The organism is Robertmurraya massiliosenegalensis JC6, assembly GCF_000311725.1.
Classification (GTDB): domain Bacteria; phylum Bacillota; class Bacilli; order Bacillales; family Cytobacillaceae; genus Robertmurraya; species Robertmurraya massiliosenegalensis.
Map to the genome: position 1 here is coordinate 126314 of NZ_HE978518.1, position 17594 is coordinate 143907.

Here is a 17594-nt window from a genome sequence, read left to right on the forward strand (position 1 = left end):
GGGCTTACTTTCATGTAGTGCCTACCATGCGATCCTTCATCTTCAATTTCACAAATAATTTTAATTCTACCTGTACTGTCATTTAAATTAGTACCACTATTTAGTTCAAATTCTAATAAACCTTCTTCACCATACGCTTCATTTACTAATGCATTAAATATTTCACTAATCTCTTTTAATTCATCTTTTTTTCCATCAAATATATCCTGTTTGATTTGAATTTCGCGTAAGATTTTTTGCTTTAACGCTGTTATATCAGCATTTGTTTGTGCTTTTTCTTCATACAAGCTAATTTTCCCACGTACCTCATCTAATTGTTGAAATAAAAGATTTTTTTCTTCATTCATTTTTGTAATGTCTTTTAGAATTCCAGTTTGCTTAAAAACACCTGAATAATGTTTAATATGTTGTTCTAGTATTTTTAATTCCCCTTTTAATCTCTTAATAGATTGCTCAGTTTCTACAATTTTAAATTTAAAATAATTACCTCTATTTTCAACCATATATTCATAGAAAGCTTTTATTTCTGATTGGTTTTTTGATATTTCATTTGGGAAATAACCTATCAATTGTTTATAAAAAGTTTCAATATCATTTAACTTTTTAATTTCATTAAGCTTATCTTCTAGATCCTCAATATTTAATTTGTATTGCTTATTTATATGTTCTAGTTCGAAGATTGCGTTTTGAATTTGATTATATTCCTTCCTATAATCATTATATTTCTTTGCACTATCTTTTAACGAACCAACAATCTCTAAATTCTTTATATCCTTATCGATATCTTTCATTTTATTTAAGATATCTTTTTGCTTAGCCTTTAATTCTACAATTTCATTTTTTAAAGAATTGATGAGTTTCAATTTGTCATTTACGGCCTTAAGTTCATTTTTTATTACATTAATTTCTTCCTCAAAACCTGTTGGCAAATTAAATAGATATGATAAATACTTCGCTTCATCAATTGCTTTTCTTCTAGGAAGTCCTATACCCAAAAAGCCTGTTTTCTCATCTCGAATAATATATTCTCTTAATGATGTGAATCTTGGTGTATCTTTATTCAAATTGACAATAAAAATATTTATATATTCTCTATACTTTTCATTATCCACTTTCACCCAATTATTTAACTCAAAAGATACCCTTTCACTTTCTAATATATATCCATCTTCTGCTTCTAGAAAATATCTTCCTAGTAATATACTTTTCTTATTAACTTCTACATTTAACACTGCAAACATTTCTTTTTCACTTAATACTTTACTCTTACTCAATTCCTTAGGACATTCTCTACCTAATAAATAATTTATTGTGTCAATCATCGTAGATTTTCCAACACCATTGGTTTCTTGACCCTTATCTCTGCGCTCACCTAAAATAATATTTAATCCATATAAGTTAAACGGATATTTCTCTATTATTTTCTTTTCGTTAAAGCTATATATTATTAACTCTTTAATTATCATTTTTTACCTTCTTAACCATATTATTTTCTACAACAATTAGTTCAACCGAATATAAAAAGACTAATGACAAATATAATATTCTTTCAACATTTAGATTCAATAAGATATTTTCTTTTTTAACATAATCATTAAATAGTTCATCAATATGTTTTTGCTCTTCAATCAATTCAAATAGAATTTTAGCATTCAATAAAACATTTTCATGAACGGTCGAATGCTTTGACATTAAGAAAAAATCCATCATCATGATACATCCTTTTTGTTTTCATTATAGATATCACATTCATGAATTTCCCAATAGATAAGTATAGAAATATAAATTTCTAAGGCTTCTTCTGATAAATCCAATTCAACTCCATATTTTTCAACAATCGCTTCAGCCATAGCAACAAATATTTCATCACCATTATTATATTTATGCAGTACCTTAAGATAGTATTTACTAATTAGGCTAGGAACTAAATGTTTTTTTCGAATCCAACAAAACTTGAAGATTTAAATATCTCATTTATTATGGGAAAATATGTAGAATAAGTATCATATTGTTTTTTTAAGGATAGAGAACATTTCATATTCTCGAATTTGTCTCTCACATCATTTAATTCAAATTTTTCTTTAAAAGAAATTGGTTCATCTTTACTAAGTACATTATGAAAGTCTATAAGGAAGTTTTTAAATTCTAACTTATTAATTGGTATAATTGGCTTAACAGCTTGTGTATTAACAGTTCCTTTCGAACTCAATGTTTTTTTTATTTTTTCAAGCTCAAAAGTATACTTTCCTTCTACTAATCTTCTATCCAATGAGTTATTTACATGCCAAAATTCTTGAGATGGGTTCCAAGAATGATACACCACTTCCACACTTCCACTACTTGTATCTAAATTTCCTTCTATAAAAATAGTATCTGAATATCCATCAACCACATTCGCACCGGCAGTAAACATATGAACAGTCTTATAGTTGTTTGACTCTTGATAAATATTACTTTTATGTACGTGACCGCTTAAGTAAAAGTCAACTTCATTGTCAGATAACCTGTTTAAAAAACTTCCCTTTTCCGCATCATTTAGACAGTTTACTGTATGATGACCTATTGCAAAGGTAACCTTATCCTTCTCGCTACTTATTTCCCTCATTACATTTAAAATGTTCTGAAGTCCCACTAAAATTTTACCTTCTACATTATCCCCACCAGCAATCAAACATGTATTAATATGAATAACGTTATATTCTTCAGTTTTTATAACAAAATGGATATTATTTTTTGGATATTCTCTTTCTAGAAATCTTTCATATAAAGTTACAAATCCTTGCTGTCCTTTAAATAAAACATCAAATGACTCTTCGTCAATTTCATTTATCGCTTTCTTGCAATCATCTTCACTTAAGAGCCCTTTTATAACATTTCCCATTAATTTTGTTCTTTTGATGTCGTGATTACCTGGTATCATATAAATATTATCTTTAGAGATATTTAATGAAGTTACAATTTCGTTTAAAAATTCAACTACTTCATCCGTATATTCTTGCCCTTGATGTGTTATATCCCCAGTAATAAATAAACAATCAACTTTGTCCTTAAAAATCTTTTTTAGATAATCAAAAAAACTAATTCTCATAACATCTGTTTCATAATTTTTATAAATTAAATGCAAATCTGATAAATGCAACCATTTCATTATATTATTCCTCTCTCAAACCAAATTGTTCCATATTATTAAGATAATAGTAACAAATTGTTTGATAATATTCACTATTAAATCTTTTGAAATAACCATTAAGCAGACTTTTCCCTCTCTACATGTATATTTTAAATCAATTTTTTTTGATTAAGTGGATTGACATATGAAAAATCTGGAAATATAATAAGATTACATCAAATAAATTTGATTTAAAGAAAAGGTGAGAAAATGAAAAATGAAATAAACCTTATAGACTTATCCAACGACAAATTATTTGAAGTTTATGAACAAAAATTTAAAGCTATTGCTGATCAGAAAAGATTACAGATAATGAATATCCTTACCCAAAAAGGAGAAATGTGTGTTTGTGACCTAGCTCCTATTGTAGATATGACTCAATCAAAATTATCCTATCATTTAAAGATTTTATTAGATGCAAACATTATCCTAAAAGATACAAGAGGAACATGGAGTTATTATAAATTAAACCAAAATGAGATAAATCACCTGTTATCTGAAGAACTCTGTTGTTTATTTAGGCCAAGTAGTAGATGCTAATTTTTTTTGGTTACAAATCAATTTTTTTTGATTAATAAATCAATATATCTTGATTAAATTAAAGGAGATGGTCTTTATGAATTACCATGAATATGAAATGTTAGCAAAGTATAAAAAGCAAGAATTTGAGGAGATTTCTAAAGAGTTTGCACTACTTTCAGCTATCAAGCATGAAAGCTTGTTACAAAAAATAGTTATGAATCTAGTTGAAAAAATCAAGAGTGAAAAATCAGAATCTAAAGATCCTTGTTGTACAACTCAATGCTGCACCGCTTAAAGGAGTATAATTTTCATGATTGTAAACCATGGAGGTAACTTGTCTAAAGAGTATTTTTTAGCCTATATAAAATTAGTTATGAATTCAAGGAATTGCCCCATCGAAACCGCAAAGGCTCATACTATAAAGTTGTTTTTTAAGAATGATAAGAATCGTTATGGTAAGTCTACGTATCAAAGTTTTGAAAATGCATTTCACGAATTAATTATGGAAAAATAAAAAGAGTGAATACTCTAATCAAGGGAAAGGGATGTTATTCTTTCCCTTGGTGAATTATGTTAAAATATGTCTATTAATGATATTATTTCAGAGAATCCACCACCTAAGAATTTCATATTTAGCCTTAATTCATTTTTGTAATTAATGATTTTCAGGAGTTGTCTGTATGAAAAATAAAGCAGTTATTCTAGGGTGTAATTATTATATTGGATTAAGTGTCATTCGTTGTTTAGGTATTAATGGAGTACACACTGTGGCTGTTGACTACTCTAGTAATCACAATTACGGCGCAGAATCAAAATATTGTTCAGAACAGCTTATTGCCCCACATTATAAAACAGATAAGAAAGAATTCATTCAGTTTTTAATAAATTATGCAAGCAAACAGAGCGTTCCTCCAGTCCTCATACCCTGCCATGATTCATATGTAGAGGTAATTGATGAATATTTAGACGAATTAAATAAATTTTATTTAATATCTCAAAAGGAAAAAGGTCTTTGGACCAAGGTTATGAACAAAGAAATTTTGCACAGAATGGCTAATGAACACGGGATTAATGTTCCAGAAACAATCCGTGTTGATGAAGAGGATTTCTATGAAAAGGTTGAAAAGATCATTCAGTTCCCTTGTGTAGTAAAGCCTACTGATTCACCAGCATTTGTTGCTAAGTTCAGACGTAAGATTTTTAAAGTACATAATCGAACTGAATTACAAAAGGCGATAGATAAAGCAAATAAAGCCGGATTAGAGGTTATTGTTCAGCGAATAATACCTGGCTTTGATGACCATATGTATACGTACGATGCTTATTTAAATCAAAGTTCACAAGTGACACACTGGGTTACTTGCCAAAAGCATCGCCAGTTTCCTATTAACTTTGGTGCATCTGTATATACGAGCCAAAAATATGTTCCTGAACTACATGAAATTGGTTCAAAATTTCTAGAAAGAATTAATTACAAGGGATTTGCTGAAATAGAATTTAAGAAAGACGCAGATACTGGAAAATTTTATTCAATTGAAATTAATGCTAGAATCACAACCCTAAATCATATGTTGTATGAAGCTGGAGTTAATTTTCCTTTTGTAATGTACTCAGAACTTGTTGGACAACCAATTGAAGACAAAGCAATCACCTACAATACGAATAAAGTGTTTTGCTATGCATTTGAAGATTTGCTAGCAATTAATGATTATATTCGAACAGGGCAATTATCTATTTTTCAAGTGATACCTACGATATTTAAACGCAAGACTTATGCAATATGGGATTGGAAAGATCCGAAACCAACCATATCGTTTTTTAAGATGATGCTTTCAAAAGTCTATAATAAATATTCAAAGTCATACTAAATTCAAAAAAAGAAGTGAGTCGGCCTAATCAATAGACAAACCCACTTCTTTTTCATCCTAACAACAGCTACTTGCACCTAACAGTACTAGCCCTTCACCGTTTTGACTTTCTTCCTTATCTAATGTTAACTCCTCTGTTGAATTAACTTGCGAATCAAATGCCACTTTAATCCCATTAATGGTTTCAACCTTATCATTTTCTTGTGGAGCATCTAAAGATAGTGCAAATTGTGGTCCACAGCAACCAGCTACGGAATAAAGACGTATACCTTCTGCACCATTTTCAGTTAATACATTTTCTAATAGTTGTTTAGCTGCATCAGTAATTCTCATTAATATCTCTCCCTGAATCTCTATCCATTTGGATAGATTTTTTTTAAAGCTTCTTTCATTTCTGGTTTCACGTTAATTTTCGGACGAGCCTGCTTAGCAATTTCTTCTGCTTCTTCAATAGTACTCGCCTTACTTAAAGCTAGTAAAGTTCCAATTGCGACAGTGCCAGTTCGATTACTTCCACCTTGGCAGTGAAAATATACATTCTTGCCTTCATTATACGCGTTAACTACATGATCAATGGATTTTTTAATTGATTCTTCTTGGTTTGCTGCGTCGTCAACAATTGGGCTATGAACACGATTATACTCTGATTTTTCATTAGGTGATTCAGCTCTTAGATCATACACAACATCGACTTTTTCATTTTTAAGTGCTTCTTTTACATCATCGGCACCACCAATGAAAATTCTGTCATTGATTAATTCATGATAATTCTTTGTTGTCATAGTTACTCCTCCAATTATAAAGATTTGCTCCAGTCATGAACACTATTCTCTTCTAAATACTTTTCTGCATCCAATGCTGCCATGCATCCTGTGCCAGCAGCAGTAATGGCTTGCCGATATTTTTTATCTTGTACGTCTCCACAAGCAAAAACACCAGGTATATTAGTTTCTGTTGTACCAGGAACTACATTGATGTACCCTGTCTCATCAGTATCAATTTGGCCATTTAAAAATGCTGTATTTGGTGTATGACCAATTGCAACAAAGATACCGTCTGTCTGAATGATTTCTTCTTCATTGGTTTCATTATTTAACACTTTAAAGCCAGTAACACCCTTTTCACCGGCTAAAACCTCAATTGGTGTTTTGTTAAGTTGCCACGAAATTTTAGGGTTGTTTCTAGCACGATCCTGCATGATTTTTGATGCACGAAGTTCATTTCGTCTATGAACAACAATGACTTCACTTGCAAACTTAGTTAAGAAATTAGCTTCCTCCATTGCAGAGTCCCCGCCACCTACTATAATGACTTTTTTTCCTCTAAAAAAGAATCCATCACAAGTTGCACAAGTACTAACCCCTCGACCAATATTCCCCACTTCACCAGGAATATTTAAAAGCTTAGCAGATGCCCCAGTTGAAAGAATTAGAGCTTCAGTTTCAATTTCACCTAACCCATTCACTTGTAATTTATATGGTTTTTTTGAAAAATCAACATTCGTTACCCAACCTCTTCTAAACTCAGCCCCGAATCTCTCAGCTTGCTTTCTCATATTTTCCATAAGTTCAGGTCCCATAATCCCATCAATAAAGCCTGGAAAGTTTTCAACTTCTGTTGTTAATGTTAATTGTCCTCCCGGTTGATAACCTTCAATTACTATTGGTTTCATGTTAGCTCTCGCTAAATATATAGCAGCCGTTAATCCAGATGGTCCTGTTCCTAAAATAACTACTTTCTCCATTTTCAATTCCCCCACATTACATAATGTAATCTTTCAGCTTCTCATATCCAACTTTTTCTTCATTTAACCAAGGAATAATAGCACTTCTTTCAGCTAAATGTGTTTTGACTTCATTAATCCATTCTTTCTCTGAGATTGCTTTACCTTTTAATACAGAGTCAGTTGTATTGGTAGCCATTAAACTTTGATTAATTACCCACCATTTTGGATTGATACTTGCTCGCCTTAAATCATCTTGTAATCTTGAAGCCTCTAAAACCGGTGTCGCTTCAGCTAATGTAACGATTACTACTGATGTTTCTTTTGGATTTCGGATCTTTGGTAGTAGTTTAGTTACACTTTCTGGTACCTCACCAGTGGACCTTGCAATTTCTTTACTATATGATTGTGCTGCATCTAATAAGAGTAACGTATGTCCTGTAGGGGCCGTGTCTATTACAACAATTTCATTTTCAGATTTGGCAACTACTTCAGCAAACGCTCGAAAAATTGCAATTTCTTCTGTACAAGGAGAATTTAAATCTTCCTGTAGATATGCTAGACCTTCATCATCTAAATCCTGCCCAGCAGTTGCTAACACTTCTGCTTTATATTTCTCGACTTCCTTTTTAGGATTAATGCTACTAATCGTTAGATTTTGATGAAGTTGGTCCGTTTCAAATTGATACTGTAAATGTGCCGCTGGGTCTGTTGTGGTTAAATGAACACGATGTCCTTTTTCTACTAAACCAACTGCAATAGCAGATGCAACCGTAGTTTTACCTACCCCACCTTTACCCATTGTGAATATAAGTTTTGTATTACTTACAGAAAAGTCGTTTATTACATCGTTCAGCCTAGGGATTTTACCTATGTTAATTTCCCTACCAGTTTCTTCTGTTGGTATAAAGTAATCACTAAATAGATAACGAAGATTTTTAATACCTGTAAGAGAATATGAAACAAAGGGTAATGAATAACTTACAGTCTGTTTTAGGTTGTCTGGAATATGTTTTAATGAATCCCTTTGCTTTTGATAGAAGGCTACAGACACTTCATCTTCCTTCAAATAATTTTGAAGAAGGCCGTTTACTATTAGTATTTGATTTTTAATCCCTATTTCTTTAAGTTCTAATGAAGCACGGTTTGCTTCTAAAAGAGATGAAACATCAGGTCTTGTTACTAATAGTAAAGTTGTTTTCTTTGGATCTGAAAGCACATCAACCGTTTCAGAATAAAGACTTTTCTTATCTGCAAGTCCAGATAACGGTCCTAAGCAAGAAGCTCCGTGCGTACTTTCTTCTAAAAATCCATTCCAAGCTGTTGGAAGCTGTAAAAGACGTAATGTATGCCCTGTTGGAGCTGTATCGAAAATAATATGATCGTATTGATTAATGATTTCTTCATTTGTTAATAAGGTTGTAAATTCATCGAATGCAGCAATCTCTACTGTACATGCTCCTGATAATTGTTCTTCCATTGTGACTAATACGGAATCAGGAAGAACTCCACGATATGGCCCAACTACTTTTTCACGATATGCTTTTGCAGAAGCTTCGGGGTCTAGATTACTAGCATATAGATTTTCAACAGTGGGAACCGACATAGGCGAATTTGTTAATTCTATACCAAATACGTCTTGTAAATTGGATGCTGGGTCGGTACTTATCAATAACACTCTTTTTCCACTATCAGCTAACGCTACAGCTGTTGCACATGCAGTTGATGTTTTTCCTACCCCACCTTTTCCAGTTAAAAATAAAAACTTTGTTTGTACGACATTTTTTGGATTGAAAGACTGAAACATGTTTTTCACTTCTTTCTACTACTATTTCTTTATAGTTAATGATAGGCGAACTTTTGGTTTTTCAGTTAGTTCTTCTGATTTTACTCCTAACCATTCAGCAAGTTCTTCATTTGTTGGATAGCTTCCAACCTTTACAACCTGTTCATCCACTAAAACCACAGGTAACGCATTAGGACCCTTCGCATGTAAGACTTTATTGACTTCATGCGTGTTAGCAAATTTTTCAGGTTCATTAGTTAACTGATACCGTTTCACATCAAATCCTTTTTTCTCTAAAGAGTATACAGCGGACGCTACTCTGGTTAGTTCTGGATCAACTGAAGGACCACACACTCCAGTGGAGCAACACATCGCTGGATCAAATATCTCAATTTTTTTCATCAGAAAAAACCTCCGTTTACTATTAAATAAGCATATACTTATATAAAATTCAGAAGAAAACCAAGAGATGAATCTCTTGGCTATTAGATTTTATTATTCACCAGTTTCAGCAAAGCGTTTGATTCTTTCACCAATTTGGTCACGAACTCGTTGGAATACTGCCCATTTTTCCTCTTCAGTCCCTTGAGCTTTTGCTGGGTCATCAAATCCCCAATGATCACGTTTAACATGAGGTGGTGTCATTGGACACTTATCTGCAGCGTCTCCACATAAAGTCACCACAAAATCTGCATTGTTTAAGATTTCAGAATCAATAATGTCGGAAGTTTGGTTTGAAATGTCAATGCCTACTTCATTCATCGCTTTTAAGGCATTAGGATTTAAGCCATGTGCTTCAATACCAGCACTTAATACGTTCCACTCGTCTCCTAAATACTTTTTTCCCCATCCTTCCGCCATTTGGCTTCTACATGAGTTACCTGTACATAAAAAGTAGATTGTTTTTTTCGTCATTATTTATTTCTCCTTTATTGTTTAATGAATAATAAGTAACCAGATATATAATCCAACTAGAGTAATGAACAATGTCGGAATGGTTAATACAATACCAGTCTTAAAGTAGGTTCCCCACGAAATCTTAACACCCTTTTGTGAAAGAACATGTAGCCATAATAGAGTGGCAAGAGAACCAATAGGTGTGATTTTTGGTCCCAAGTCTGAACCAATAACGTTTGCATAAATTAGGGCTTCCCTAATCACACCTGTTGTATTAGTATCAGCTATCGCAAGCGCATCAATCATTACAGTTGGCATGTTATTCATAACAGATGAAAGAATCGCTGCAATGAACCCCATTCCAATTGTTGCTGCAAATAATCCTTGGTCTGCTGTTAGCTGAATAAGATTAGCTAGTAAATCTGTAAGCCCAACATTTCTTAATCCGTATACAACTACATACATGCCTATTGAGAAAAACACGATAGCCCATGGAGCGCCTTTTATAACTGTTCGTGTGTTTACCGCTGCACTTCTTCTAGCCATGAATAAGAAGAAGATTGCTACAATACATGCAATGATCGATACTGGAATACCGGTAAATTCACTTGCAAAGTATCCAATAAGTAGTATCCCTAATACAATCCAAGATAGTCTGAACATCTTCATGTCTCGAATTGCTTCTACCGGCTTTTTCAATTGAGTAATATCGTAATTCTTCGGAATACTCTTACGGAAAAATAGATACAAAACTAAAATACTTGCTGCTAATGAAAAGAAGTTTGGAATAATCATCCTTGATGCAAACTCGGCAAAACCAATTCCAAAAAAGTCTGCTGATACGATGTTTACTAAGTTACTTACCACAAGTGGCAGAGATGTTGTATCTGCAATAAATCCACTAGCAATGATAAATGGAAATACCATTTTTTCATTGAAGTTTAGGTTTCGAACCATCGCCAATACGATTGGAGTTAAGATTAATGCTGCTCCATCGTTTGCAAAGAACGCTGCAACTAATGCTCCTAATATAGAAACATAGACAAACATTCGAACCCCGTTTCCTTTTGCAGCTCTCGCCATATGTAGAGCTGACCACTCAAAAAATCCAATCTCATCTAGAATTAATGAAATGATAATAATGGCAACAAACGCTAAAGTTGCGTTCCAAACAATGGATGTAACGTCTATTACATCGTTAATATCAACTACTCCTGCAAGTAAAGCAAGAATTGCTCCACCGCAAGCCGACCATCCTATGGACAAACCTTTAGGTTGCCAAATAACTAAAACAAGCGTTAGTAAAAAAATCACTGATGCTAAAACTACTGATGTCAAATTATTCCCCCCTATTACTCACATGAAATTCGTAATCCTTGTTCTTCAAGTTCCTGTAATTTATAATCTTGGCTAGGAAGATGTTCCAAAAGGTCTTGAATTAACGGATAATAGTCACTATCTTTGTTAAGTGAATAAATAATCCATTGACCTCTTCTTGCTTCCCGAACGATACCTACATCTTTCAATTTACGAATATGTTGACTAATTGCTGGTTGGCTAGTTTTAAATATCTCTACAAACTCACACACACAACAATCATGATTATCTAAAATTTTTACCATTGTAAGTCGTGTTTTATCCCCTAATAATTTTAGAATTGATGCAGCTTTCTCTATTTCAATGGTTGAAACTAACATATATACACCTCCCAGAATAATCCAAATATTAATATATAATAATTAGCTTATATAGGCAATAGTAAAGTACTCTTTAACTTATTTTTTAAATAGATTCATCATTTTATTCAAATAGTTAGATAAGATGGAAGACCCTTTGTCGGCACGTAATAGAAATATCTCTCCGATAAAAACAATTAATATAAAAATTAATGCTGGAATAATCTGCTTCATATTCTTCCCTCCCGTTTAATCCAAGAAGTAGGTAGAAAGGTTTTTTGATCTAATTCTGAATGAATCATCATATAAATATTTACTTATATAATACTTCGCTTATGTATTAAGTGCAATAGTTTTTTTGTAAACTTTCTGTAAAGAAGAAGAAGAAGAAGATTGGTTACAAAAACTCTGTAACCAATCTTCTTTATGAACAAATATAAACCTAAGCTTTAGCTTATATTTTATAGCCTCTTACATTTCGTGATACATTCTGTGTTCTCTATTTCCACTTTGATTACGTGGAATAATCCATATAATTGACAATAAACAACACACACCTGCTGTAATCCAAAATAAACTTTCTAGCCCTATTTTTTGTTCCAAGAAATAACTAGTTATTGGTCCAAGCGCTGCACCTAAATCTACAATTATCGTAAATGTGGTCATTATGAATATCTTGTTAATTTGTTTTGATGCATATTCCGCAACAATGGTATCCATAACATTTATAAGTATTGAAGAAACTATTAGATGTAAAAATAAAATAGGTAGCCATATTCCTAATTGAATCTGGAATGGCAGTAAAAATGAAAGGATTGATGCACAAGATAAGAATAATCCCAATATAACGTTATTATGGTTAGACCTATCTAATAAGTTTCCTATTTGTGGGATTACAATGGGCGATATGCCCCACCTAAGTGCTTGCATAATACCTGCAAGCGTTGCAGCTCCAATTATTACGTGAAATACTTCAATGTTATTTGTATATTTGACCTCAATAATATGACCCAAAGTTGCCGTTAGCATTCCGTCTAGTAACATCATGACTAGAAATGCCGTAATAAACCTCTTTACAAGTGGCTTATCAAATAAGTATCTTTTATTACTTAGATTTGATGGATGTGTTTTGTTTGCTACATCATAAATTTCAACCGTTTTTGGAATGTATTTATAGATAATACAAATGCTTAAGAATGCAAAAAATCCTATAACTATACTGATGGTCTTCATCCCAATTAAATCTGCAAAAAAGCCTCCAAATAACATTCCAAAAAGACTACCCAAACGATATAATCCGTTATAAGTTCCCATTACATTTCCTCGGTTCATATCAGTAGAAAACTGTAATATTAATAAATAGCCTCCAAGTTTAAAAAGGGCCCAAGAAAATCCCCATATCGATCTAAGGAAGACCCAAATTTTAAAATTCTCTACCAATCCATAACTGATTGTCGTAATACCACTTAAAATAACTGCAAGAAGAATTCCGCTTCGAAAGTTCACTTTCTTGTAGATATACCCTATTAAAGGATTCAATGGAAGCCTTACAAACCGATTTACAGAAAGTAAAATTCCAACTTGCACTAGGGATGTTAAACCAACTTCTTTCCAGTGCGTTGGAAGTACAATATAAAGCATGGAATCTCCCGCTAGACAAATCGCAGTAATTAGAGCAAGTGCTACAACAGGTTGTTTATCTTGAGAAAACAAAATACACCTCCTTACCACCCATTAAAGTAAAAAGGCCAATCTGAGTCACAGACTGGTCAAAAAGATTTAGCTACAACAAGAATTGTCCTTTTTATTTATTTCTATTTTCAATGGGATAGGTTTAGGCGTACAACAAGAATCAGATTCTATTTGCATAGGCTTAGTTTCGGTTGAACAACAGTTTGATTCTATATTTGTACTGCATACACCTGTTTCCGGCAATTCTAAATGTACCTCTTTTGCTCCTACAATATCTCCAGTTAAGTATGCAACAACAGATCGAACTTGTTCGTATCCTGTTGCAAGTAAGAAAGTTGGTGCTCGACCATAGCTTTTCATCCCTACAATATAGAAATTCTTTTCTGGCTGTCTTAATTCCTCTTCCCCATGTGGCCTTACAGTACCGCAGCTATGAATATTAGGATCAATAAGTGGAGCGAGTGCTTCTACACTTTCAACCGCAGGATCAAGATTTAATCGGACTTCGTTTAAGAATGATATATCTGGTCTAAATCCTGTACTTACAATAAGTTCGTCAATGTCATGGATTAAAACTTCGTCGAAATTATGGTTACCTGTAACACTAATCTTTCCATTTTCCCCTTTAAGATTATGGATATAAAATGGAGTTAAGACTTTAATTTGTTCTAATTCAACCATTCTCTGAATTTTAGTGCCTAGTTCGCCACGAGCTTGTAGTCCATCATTCTCTTGACCACCATATGCTTCTTTTACATTTTGCTTTCTCATCACCCAATAAATAGTTGTATTCGGATATTTCACTTTTAACTCTACAAGTTCAAGAAGTGCATTAATGGCAGAATGCCCACTACCAATGACCATTACATTTTTGTCCCTATAACGATCCTCAAGTTTATTTACGTTTGGAATCCCATAATAGATATGATTGTTTAAGGAACGTTCTGAATTCGTCCAAATTCCATTTGAAAGTGCGGGATTAGGATTTTTCCAAGTCCCAGATGAATCAATAACAGCTTTTGCTTCAAAAACCTTTGTTTCTCCTTCAATATCAACATATAGCTGGAAGGGTGCATCTTCTCTTTTAGCATTTTTTAATTTATCTAGTCCTTTTCTTGCTATACCTACTATAATAGCATTTAAAATAATGTTATCATTCATTTCCTTTACTTGGCTTAACGGGAGTAGGTATTCTTCAACCAACTCTTGTCCTGTGGGTAGTAAATTTTCATTTGGCGACACCCATCCTGACTTTTCGAGTAACTCCCTTGATGCCCTATCAATATTGTATTGCCATGGAGAAAACATTTTTACGTGTCCCCACTCTAAGATATTTGAAGCCACTGTCGCCCCTGCTTCAAACAAGATGAAACTTTCTCCTTTTTGAACAAGATGAGCAGCAGCCGCAAGCCCAACAGGACCACCACCGATGATTGCAACAGGAAGATTACCTTTCATAACTTTTTCCATTTTTATTAACCTCCTAAAATAACAATTTCTCCATTGCCATTACATCAATATATTGACCGTCTAATATTCCTTGATTTTTAAATACTCCAACTTCCCGAAATCCTCTTTTTTTATATAAACCTTGACCTAATTCATTGAATGGAAAAGTAAACAAGACAATTTTATGGAAATCATTTTCTTTTGCTATCCCCTCAATGTAGGAAAGTAATGTTCCTCCCACACCTTTTCCACGATAAGTTCTTTTAATATAAATTGATAAATCTGCAACACCATCGTATGCTGAGCGGCTGCTGTACTGATTTAGACTCGCCCATCCTACTGTCTTCCCTTCAACTTCTGCCACTATGACCTTGTAGCGTTCTTTATGCCGATGGAACCACTCCAACATATAATTCTTATCTTTAATTGTTGTTTCTAGAGTTGCAATTCGATCAATTATCCCTTCGTTATAAATGAAGAGAATATCTTCGATGTCGTCTATAGATGCTACTCGAATATTTATATTGTTCATTTTGATAATTCTCCTATTCTAACAGCTACTCTTATCTGTCTTAAGTCCGCAACACAATGGTGATTTGGTCATTACTTCAGCAAGAAAATGAACGGTTCTTCGTGTTGTTTCACGTTCAAATTCAGTCATTTCACCGAAGATATCATCTAAGAATTCATTTACTTGCTTATCGATCCCTGTTGCAACCTTTTTTCCTTCTTCCGTTAAGGCTAAAACACTCACTCTCTTGTCTTTCATAGAAGGTAGTTTTATCACAAGATTCATTTTTATAAGGGTTTGGATTTGCCTACTAAATGTTGCAATTTCAATCCCAAGCAAATCTGCCACCTGTTGCATAGTTGGATTATCGTTTACGTCTATCTCATAAAGTATGTGACTTTGTACAGCAGATACATCAATTCCTTCTACAGAGCAGCATATTTTATTGAGTAGACCAAAACTACGTGTGATCTTTTGAAATGAATTTCTCATGTATTAATCCTCCTTAATATTTCTTCAAACTTTTTTCTTTTGTCTACGACATTAGCGATTTACTTATTTCATGAGAAATTTGAGAACAAAAACCGTCAAAAACAAACCTACCCAATTTATTTTTAGTTGTAATAATCAACTTAAATAAAAACAACTTTCTTTTATTTCATTAAACTTATATCCGTTTTATAACATTATTACTTGCAAAAATCAAGTATTTTCTTCTAGGGAATCGACCAATATATAATTGCTTTTGGTGAATAATAAAACTCTTTTCTAAAAATGCACCTAAACCTATATTTCCCAATAAAAATTTTTACCTTAATATGTTATCTGTTTGTTTAATTTGGATTCATAATATTAATTTCTAATTTTCAAATAAATTTGTTACTATTGTTATTGTATTTAATTTTCACTTTTTTAAAATGGGGGATATTATGCAAACAGCTAAGTCACTTTCTCAGGTTCCCGTTCATTCAAAGTTCTACTATGGATGGATTATTGTTACCATAAGCGCACTAAGTGTATTCTTTTCTGGTCCAGGTCAGACCTATTCAATCTCTGTTTTCATTGATTCATATATTAAGGACTTTGGATGGAGTCGTTCTGAAGTATCAACGGTTTATTCCCTCGCTACTCTGCTCTCTGGGTTATGTATGTTTTTTGTCGGTAGATTTATAGACCGGTTTGGTCAGAGAAAGATCATGATTATTGTCTCGGTAGCATTGGCTTTTGCATGTTTGTGGAATAGCTTTGTATCAAATTTATTTATGCTTTTTCTAGGATTCTTTATGCTTAGAATATTTGGTCAAGGTTCAATGACTCTAGTTCCTAATACACTCGTTCCTCAGTGGTTCATTAAAAAAAGAGGTAAAGCATTAAGTTATATGGCAATCGGTGGTTTTGCAAGTTCAGCATTATTTCCACCAATAAACTCTTGGCTTGTCTCAACTTTTAGCTGGGAAGTATCTTGGCTTGTATGGGGCTCCTTGTTGTTAATTATTTTTACTCCGCTAGCTTATTTCTTTGTGCGTAATAAACCGGAAGATGTTGGTTTATTACCCGATGGTCGGAAACCAAATGTAATGTCTGAACAAAATAAAACTTTAGAAAACAATTCAGATATGGAAATTAGTTGGACACTAAAAGAGGCTATGAGAACGAAAAGCTTCTGGTTAATTTTAATATGTGTAAGTATACCTGCTCTCGTTAATACCGGAATTACCTTTCATCTCATATCAATCTTTAAATCAAATAGTTTATCTGCGGGTACAGCTGCGCTGGTACTTAGTATTATGGCTATTGTAGGGTTCCCTTTAACTTTAATTGCTGGTCGGTTGATTGATCGAGTTAAAATAAATTATGTATTGGCTGGTATTTTTGTTGGAGAGATCATCTTTATTCTCTTTTTACTCATTACAAAGTCTACTTTTCTAGCAGTGATGTTTGGAATCTTATGGGGAATTAGTGGAGGATTTGAGCGTATTGCACTTAACTACGTCTGGCCAAGCTATTTTGGTAGGTCATCACTCGGAAGTATTAGTGGTATCGCAACAACTGTCATGGTATTAGGTTCAGCATTTGGTCCATTACCATTTGGATATGCGTTTGACATGTTTGGAGGTTATACAGAAATTCTATTATTCTCATTAGTTTTTCCAGCCATTGGGGTAACATGTGCATTGTTTGCAACAAAACCTTCGAAAGTTTTATAAAATGTAGAAAATGTGTAGAACAATAGTTTCTACACATTTTTTTACTGCTTGCCCTCTCCTCTACTAAAACCTTCCCAAACATAATACACAAATT

Annotated in this window: 22 protein-coding genes; 5 read left to right on the forward strand and 17 right to left on the reverse strand. The window is 32.9% G+C overall.

From position 1 onward, the window contains the following. The 4 genes from BMSHG_RS28540 to BMSHG_RS22865 all read right to left on the reverse strand — a co-directional run. Positions 1–1466: hypothetical protein (locus BMSHG_RS28540; RefSeq protein WP_019156784.1), on the reverse strand; the 1466-nt coding region annotated here is incomplete at its 3' end. Further along, positions 1456–1692, reverse strand: coding sequence for a hypothetical protein (locus BMSHG_RS22855; RefSeq protein ID WP_235776438.1), 237 nt, complete (start codon positions 1690–1692; stop codon positions 1456–1458). The genes BMSHG_RS28540 and BMSHG_RS22855, both read right to left, overlap by 11 nt. A 17-nt stretch (positions 1693–1709) precedes the next feature. Then, complete coding sequence (locus tag BMSHG_RS28335) at positions 1710–1850, reverse strand: hypothetical protein (protein ID WP_019156786.1); 141 nt, start codon at positions 1848–1850, stop codon at positions 1710–1712. Between the two features lie 74 nt (positions 1851–1924). Further along, entirely contained in the window at positions 1925–3148 is a 1224-nt protein-coding gene (locus tag BMSHG_RS22865) for a metallophosphoesterase family protein (RefSeq protein WP_019156787.1), read from the reverse strand. Between the two features lie 231 nt (positions 3149–3379). Between BMSHG_RS22865 and BMSHG_RS22870 the strand changes: the two genes are divergently transcribed. From BMSHG_RS22870 to BMSHG_RS22885, 4 genes are all read left to right on the forward strand, one after another. After that, positions 3380–3709 (forward strand): ArsR/SmtB family transcription factor, encoded by a 330-nt coding sequence (locus tag BMSHG_RS22870; RefSeq protein WP_019156788.1) that lies wholly within the window; start codon positions 3380–3382, stop codon positions 3707–3709. A 76-nt stretch (positions 3710–3785) separates the two neighbouring features. After that, the gene (locus tag BMSHG_RS22875) at positions 3786–3986 is read left to right on the forward strand and encodes a hypothetical protein (protein WP_019156789.1); all 201 of its coding nucleotides are present in this window, start codon (positions 3786–3788) and stop codon (positions 3984–3986) included. Between the two features lie 15 nt (positions 3987–4001). After that, positions 4002–4205 (forward strand): hypothetical protein, encoded by a 204-nt coding sequence (locus BMSHG_RS22880; RefSeq protein ID WP_019156790.1) that lies wholly within the window; start codon positions 4002–4004, stop codon positions 4203–4205. A gap of 166 nt (positions 4206–4371) precedes the next feature. Continuing rightward, positions 4372–5559 carry a carboxylate--amine ligase gene (locus tag BMSHG_RS22885; RefSeq protein WP_019156791.1) on the forward strand — a complete coding sequence of 396 codons (1188 nt, stop codon included), beginning with the start codon at positions 4372–4374 and terminating at the stop codon, positions 5557–5559. Between the two features lie 57 nt (positions 5560–5616). On the opposite strand, the gene BMSHG_RS22890 is transcribed toward BMSHG_RS22885, so the two are convergent. The 13 genes from BMSHG_RS22890 to BMSHG_RS22950 all read right to left on the reverse strand — a co-directional run bounded on the left by BMSHG_RS22890 (position 5617) and on the right by BMSHG_RS22950 (position 15785). Next, a complete protein-coding gene (locus BMSHG_RS22890; protein WP_019156792.1) occupies positions 5617–5892 on the reverse strand; it encodes an adhesin in 276 nt (91 codons plus the stop codon). 20 nt (positions 5893–5912) lie between these two features. Further along, on the reverse strand, positions 5913–6341 hold the full coding sequence (locus BMSHG_RS22895) for a protein-tyrosine phosphatase family protein (RefSeq protein ID WP_019156793.1): 429 nt from the start codon (positions 6339–6341) through the stop codon (positions 5913–5915). 14 nt (positions 6342–6355) lie between these two features. Continuing rightward, a complete protein-coding gene (gene trxB, locus BMSHG_RS22900) occupies positions 6356–7303 on the reverse strand; it encodes a thioredoxin-disulfide reductase (RefSeq protein ID WP_019156794.1) in 948 nt (315 codons plus the stop codon). A gap of 16 nt (positions 7304–7319) precedes the next feature. Next, a complete protein-coding gene (gene arsA / locus BMSHG_RS22905; protein ID WP_019156795.1) occupies positions 7320–9089 on the reverse strand; it encodes an arsenical pump-driving ATPase in 1770 nt (589 codons plus the stop codon). Positions 9090–9110: 21 nt separating this feature from the next. Next, positions 9111–9470, reverse strand: coding sequence for an arsenite efflux transporter metallochaperone ArsD (gene arsD / locus BMSHG_RS22910; protein WP_019156796.1), 360 nt, complete (start codon positions 9468–9470; stop codon positions 9111–9113). A gap of 93 nt (positions 9471–9563) precedes the next feature. Further along, entirely contained in the window at positions 9564–9983 is a 420-nt protein-coding gene (gene arsC, locus BMSHG_RS22915) for an arsenate reductase (thioredoxin) (protein WP_019156797.1), read from the reverse strand. Positions 9984–10004: 21 nt separating this feature from the next. After that, entirely contained in the window at positions 10005–11303 is a 1299-nt protein-coding gene (locus BMSHG_RS22920; protein WP_019156798.1) for an arsenical efflux pump membrane protein ArsB, read from the reverse strand. A 14-nt stretch (positions 11304–11317) separates the two neighbouring features. Beyond that, complete coding sequence (locus tag BMSHG_RS22925) at positions 11318–11662, reverse strand: ArsR/SmtB family transcription factor (protein WP_019156799.1); 345 nt, start codon at positions 11660–11662, stop codon at positions 11318–11320. A gap of 78 nt (positions 11663–11740) precedes the next feature. After that, a complete protein-coding gene (locus tag BMSHG_RS29370) occupies positions 11741–11875 on the reverse strand; it encodes a hypothetical protein (RefSeq protein WP_019156800.1) in 135 nt (44 codons plus the stop codon). A 237-nt stretch (positions 11876–12112) separates the two neighbouring features. Continuing rightward, entirely contained in the window at positions 12113–13354 is a 1242-nt protein-coding gene (locus BMSHG_RS22935; protein WP_019156801.1) for an MFS transporter, read from the reverse strand. A 66-nt stretch (positions 13355–13420) separates the two neighbouring features. After that, positions 13421–14803 (reverse strand): NAD(P)-binding domain-containing protein, encoded by a 1383-nt coding sequence (locus BMSHG_RS22940; RefSeq protein WP_019156802.1) that lies wholly within the window; start codon positions 14801–14803, stop codon positions 13421–13423. A gap of 13 nt (positions 14804–14816) precedes the next feature. Then, on the reverse strand, positions 14817–15314 hold the full coding sequence (locus tag BMSHG_RS22945; RefSeq protein WP_019156803.1) for an arsinothricin resistance N-acetyltransferase ArsN1 family A: 498 nt from the start codon (positions 15312–15314) through the stop codon (positions 14817–14819). Between the two features lie 18 nt (positions 15315–15332). Continuing rightward, complete coding sequence (locus tag BMSHG_RS22950) at positions 15333–15785, reverse strand: MarR family winged helix-turn-helix transcriptional regulator (RefSeq protein WP_019156804.1); 453 nt, start codon at positions 15783–15785, stop codon at positions 15333–15335. Between the two features lie 437 nt (positions 15786–16222). Between BMSHG_RS22950 and BMSHG_RS22955 the strand changes: the two genes are divergently transcribed. Further along, positions 16223–17500 carry an MFS transporter gene (locus BMSHG_RS22955; RefSeq protein WP_019156805.1) on the forward strand — a complete coding sequence of 426 codons (1278 nt, stop codon included), beginning with the start codon at positions 16223–16225 and terminating at the stop codon, positions 17498–17500. Positions 17501–17594: the final 94 nt, after the last annotated feature.

Coding starts and splice junctions, on each gene's coding strand:
- BMSHG_RS22885 (WP_019156791.1), top strand. CDS start 4,372: ATGAAAAATAAAGCAGTTATTCTAGGGTGTAATTATTATATTGGATTA.
- BMSHG_RS22940 (WP_019156802.1), bottom strand. CDS start 14,803: ATGGAAAAAGTTATGAAAGGTAATCTTCCTGTTGCAATCATCGGTGGT.
- arsC (WP_019156797.1), bottom strand. CDS start 9,983: ATGACGAAAAAAACAATCTACTTTTTATGTACAGGTAACTCATGTAGA.
- BMSHG_RS22955 (WP_019156805.1), top strand. CDS start 16,223: ATGCAAACAGCTAAGTCACTTTCTCAGGTTCCCGTTCATTCAAAGTTC.
- BMSHG_RS22950 (WP_019156804.1), bottom strand. CDS start 15,785: ATGAGAAATTCATTTCAAAAGATCACACGTAGTTTTGGTCTACTCAAT.
- BMSHG_RS22855 (WP_235776438.1), bottom strand. CDS start 1,692: ATGTCAAAGCATTCGACCGTTCATGAAAATGTTTTATTGAATGCTAAA.
- BMSHG_RS22865 (WP_019156787.1), bottom strand. CDS start 3,148: ATGAAATGGTTGCATTTATCAGATTTGCATTTAATTTATAAAAATTAT.
- BMSHG_RS22870 (WP_019156788.1), top strand. CDS start 3,380: ATGAAAAATGAAATAAACCTTATAGACTTATCCAACGACAAATTATTT.
- BMSHG_RS22875 (WP_019156789.1), top strand. CDS start 3,786: ATGAATTACCATGAATATGAAATGTTAGCAAAGTATAAAAAGCAAGAA.
- BMSHG_RS22890 (WP_019156792.1), bottom strand. CDS start 5,892: ATGAGAATTACTGATGCAGCTAAACAACTATTAGAAAATGTATTAACT.
- trxB (WP_019156794.1), bottom strand. CDS start 7,303: ATGGAGAAAGTAGTTATTTTAGGAACAGGACCATCTGGATTAACGGCT.
- BMSHG_RS22945 (WP_019156803.1), bottom strand. CDS start 15,314: ATGAACAATATAAATATTCGAGTAGCATCTATAGACGACATCGAAGAT.
- BMSHG_RS22895 (WP_019156793.1), bottom strand. CDS start 6,341: ATGACAACAAAGAATTATCATGAATTAATCAATGACAGAATTTTCATT.
- BMSHG_RS28335 (WP_019156786.1), bottom strand. CDS start 1,850: ATGGCTGAAGCGATTGTTGAAAAATATGGAGTTGAATTGGATTTATCA.
- BMSHG_RS29370 (WP_019156800.1), bottom strand. CDS start 11,875: ATGAAGCAGATTATTCCAGCATTAATTTTTATATTAATTGTTTTTATC.
- BMSHG_RS22880 (WP_019156790.1), top strand. CDS start 4,002: ATGATTGTAAACCATGGAGGTAACTTGTCTAAAGAGTATTTTTTAGCC.
- arsA (WP_019156795.1), bottom strand. CDS start 9,089: ATGTTTCAGTCTTTCAATCCAAAAAATGTCGTACAAACAAAGTTTTTA.
- BMSHG_RS22925 (WP_019156799.1), bottom strand. CDS start 11,662: ATGTTAGTTTCAACCATTGAAATAGAGAAAGCTGCATCAATTCTAAAA.
- arsD (WP_019156796.1), bottom strand. CDS start 9,470: ATGAAAAAAATTGAGATATTTGATCCAGCGATGTGTTGCTCCACTGGA.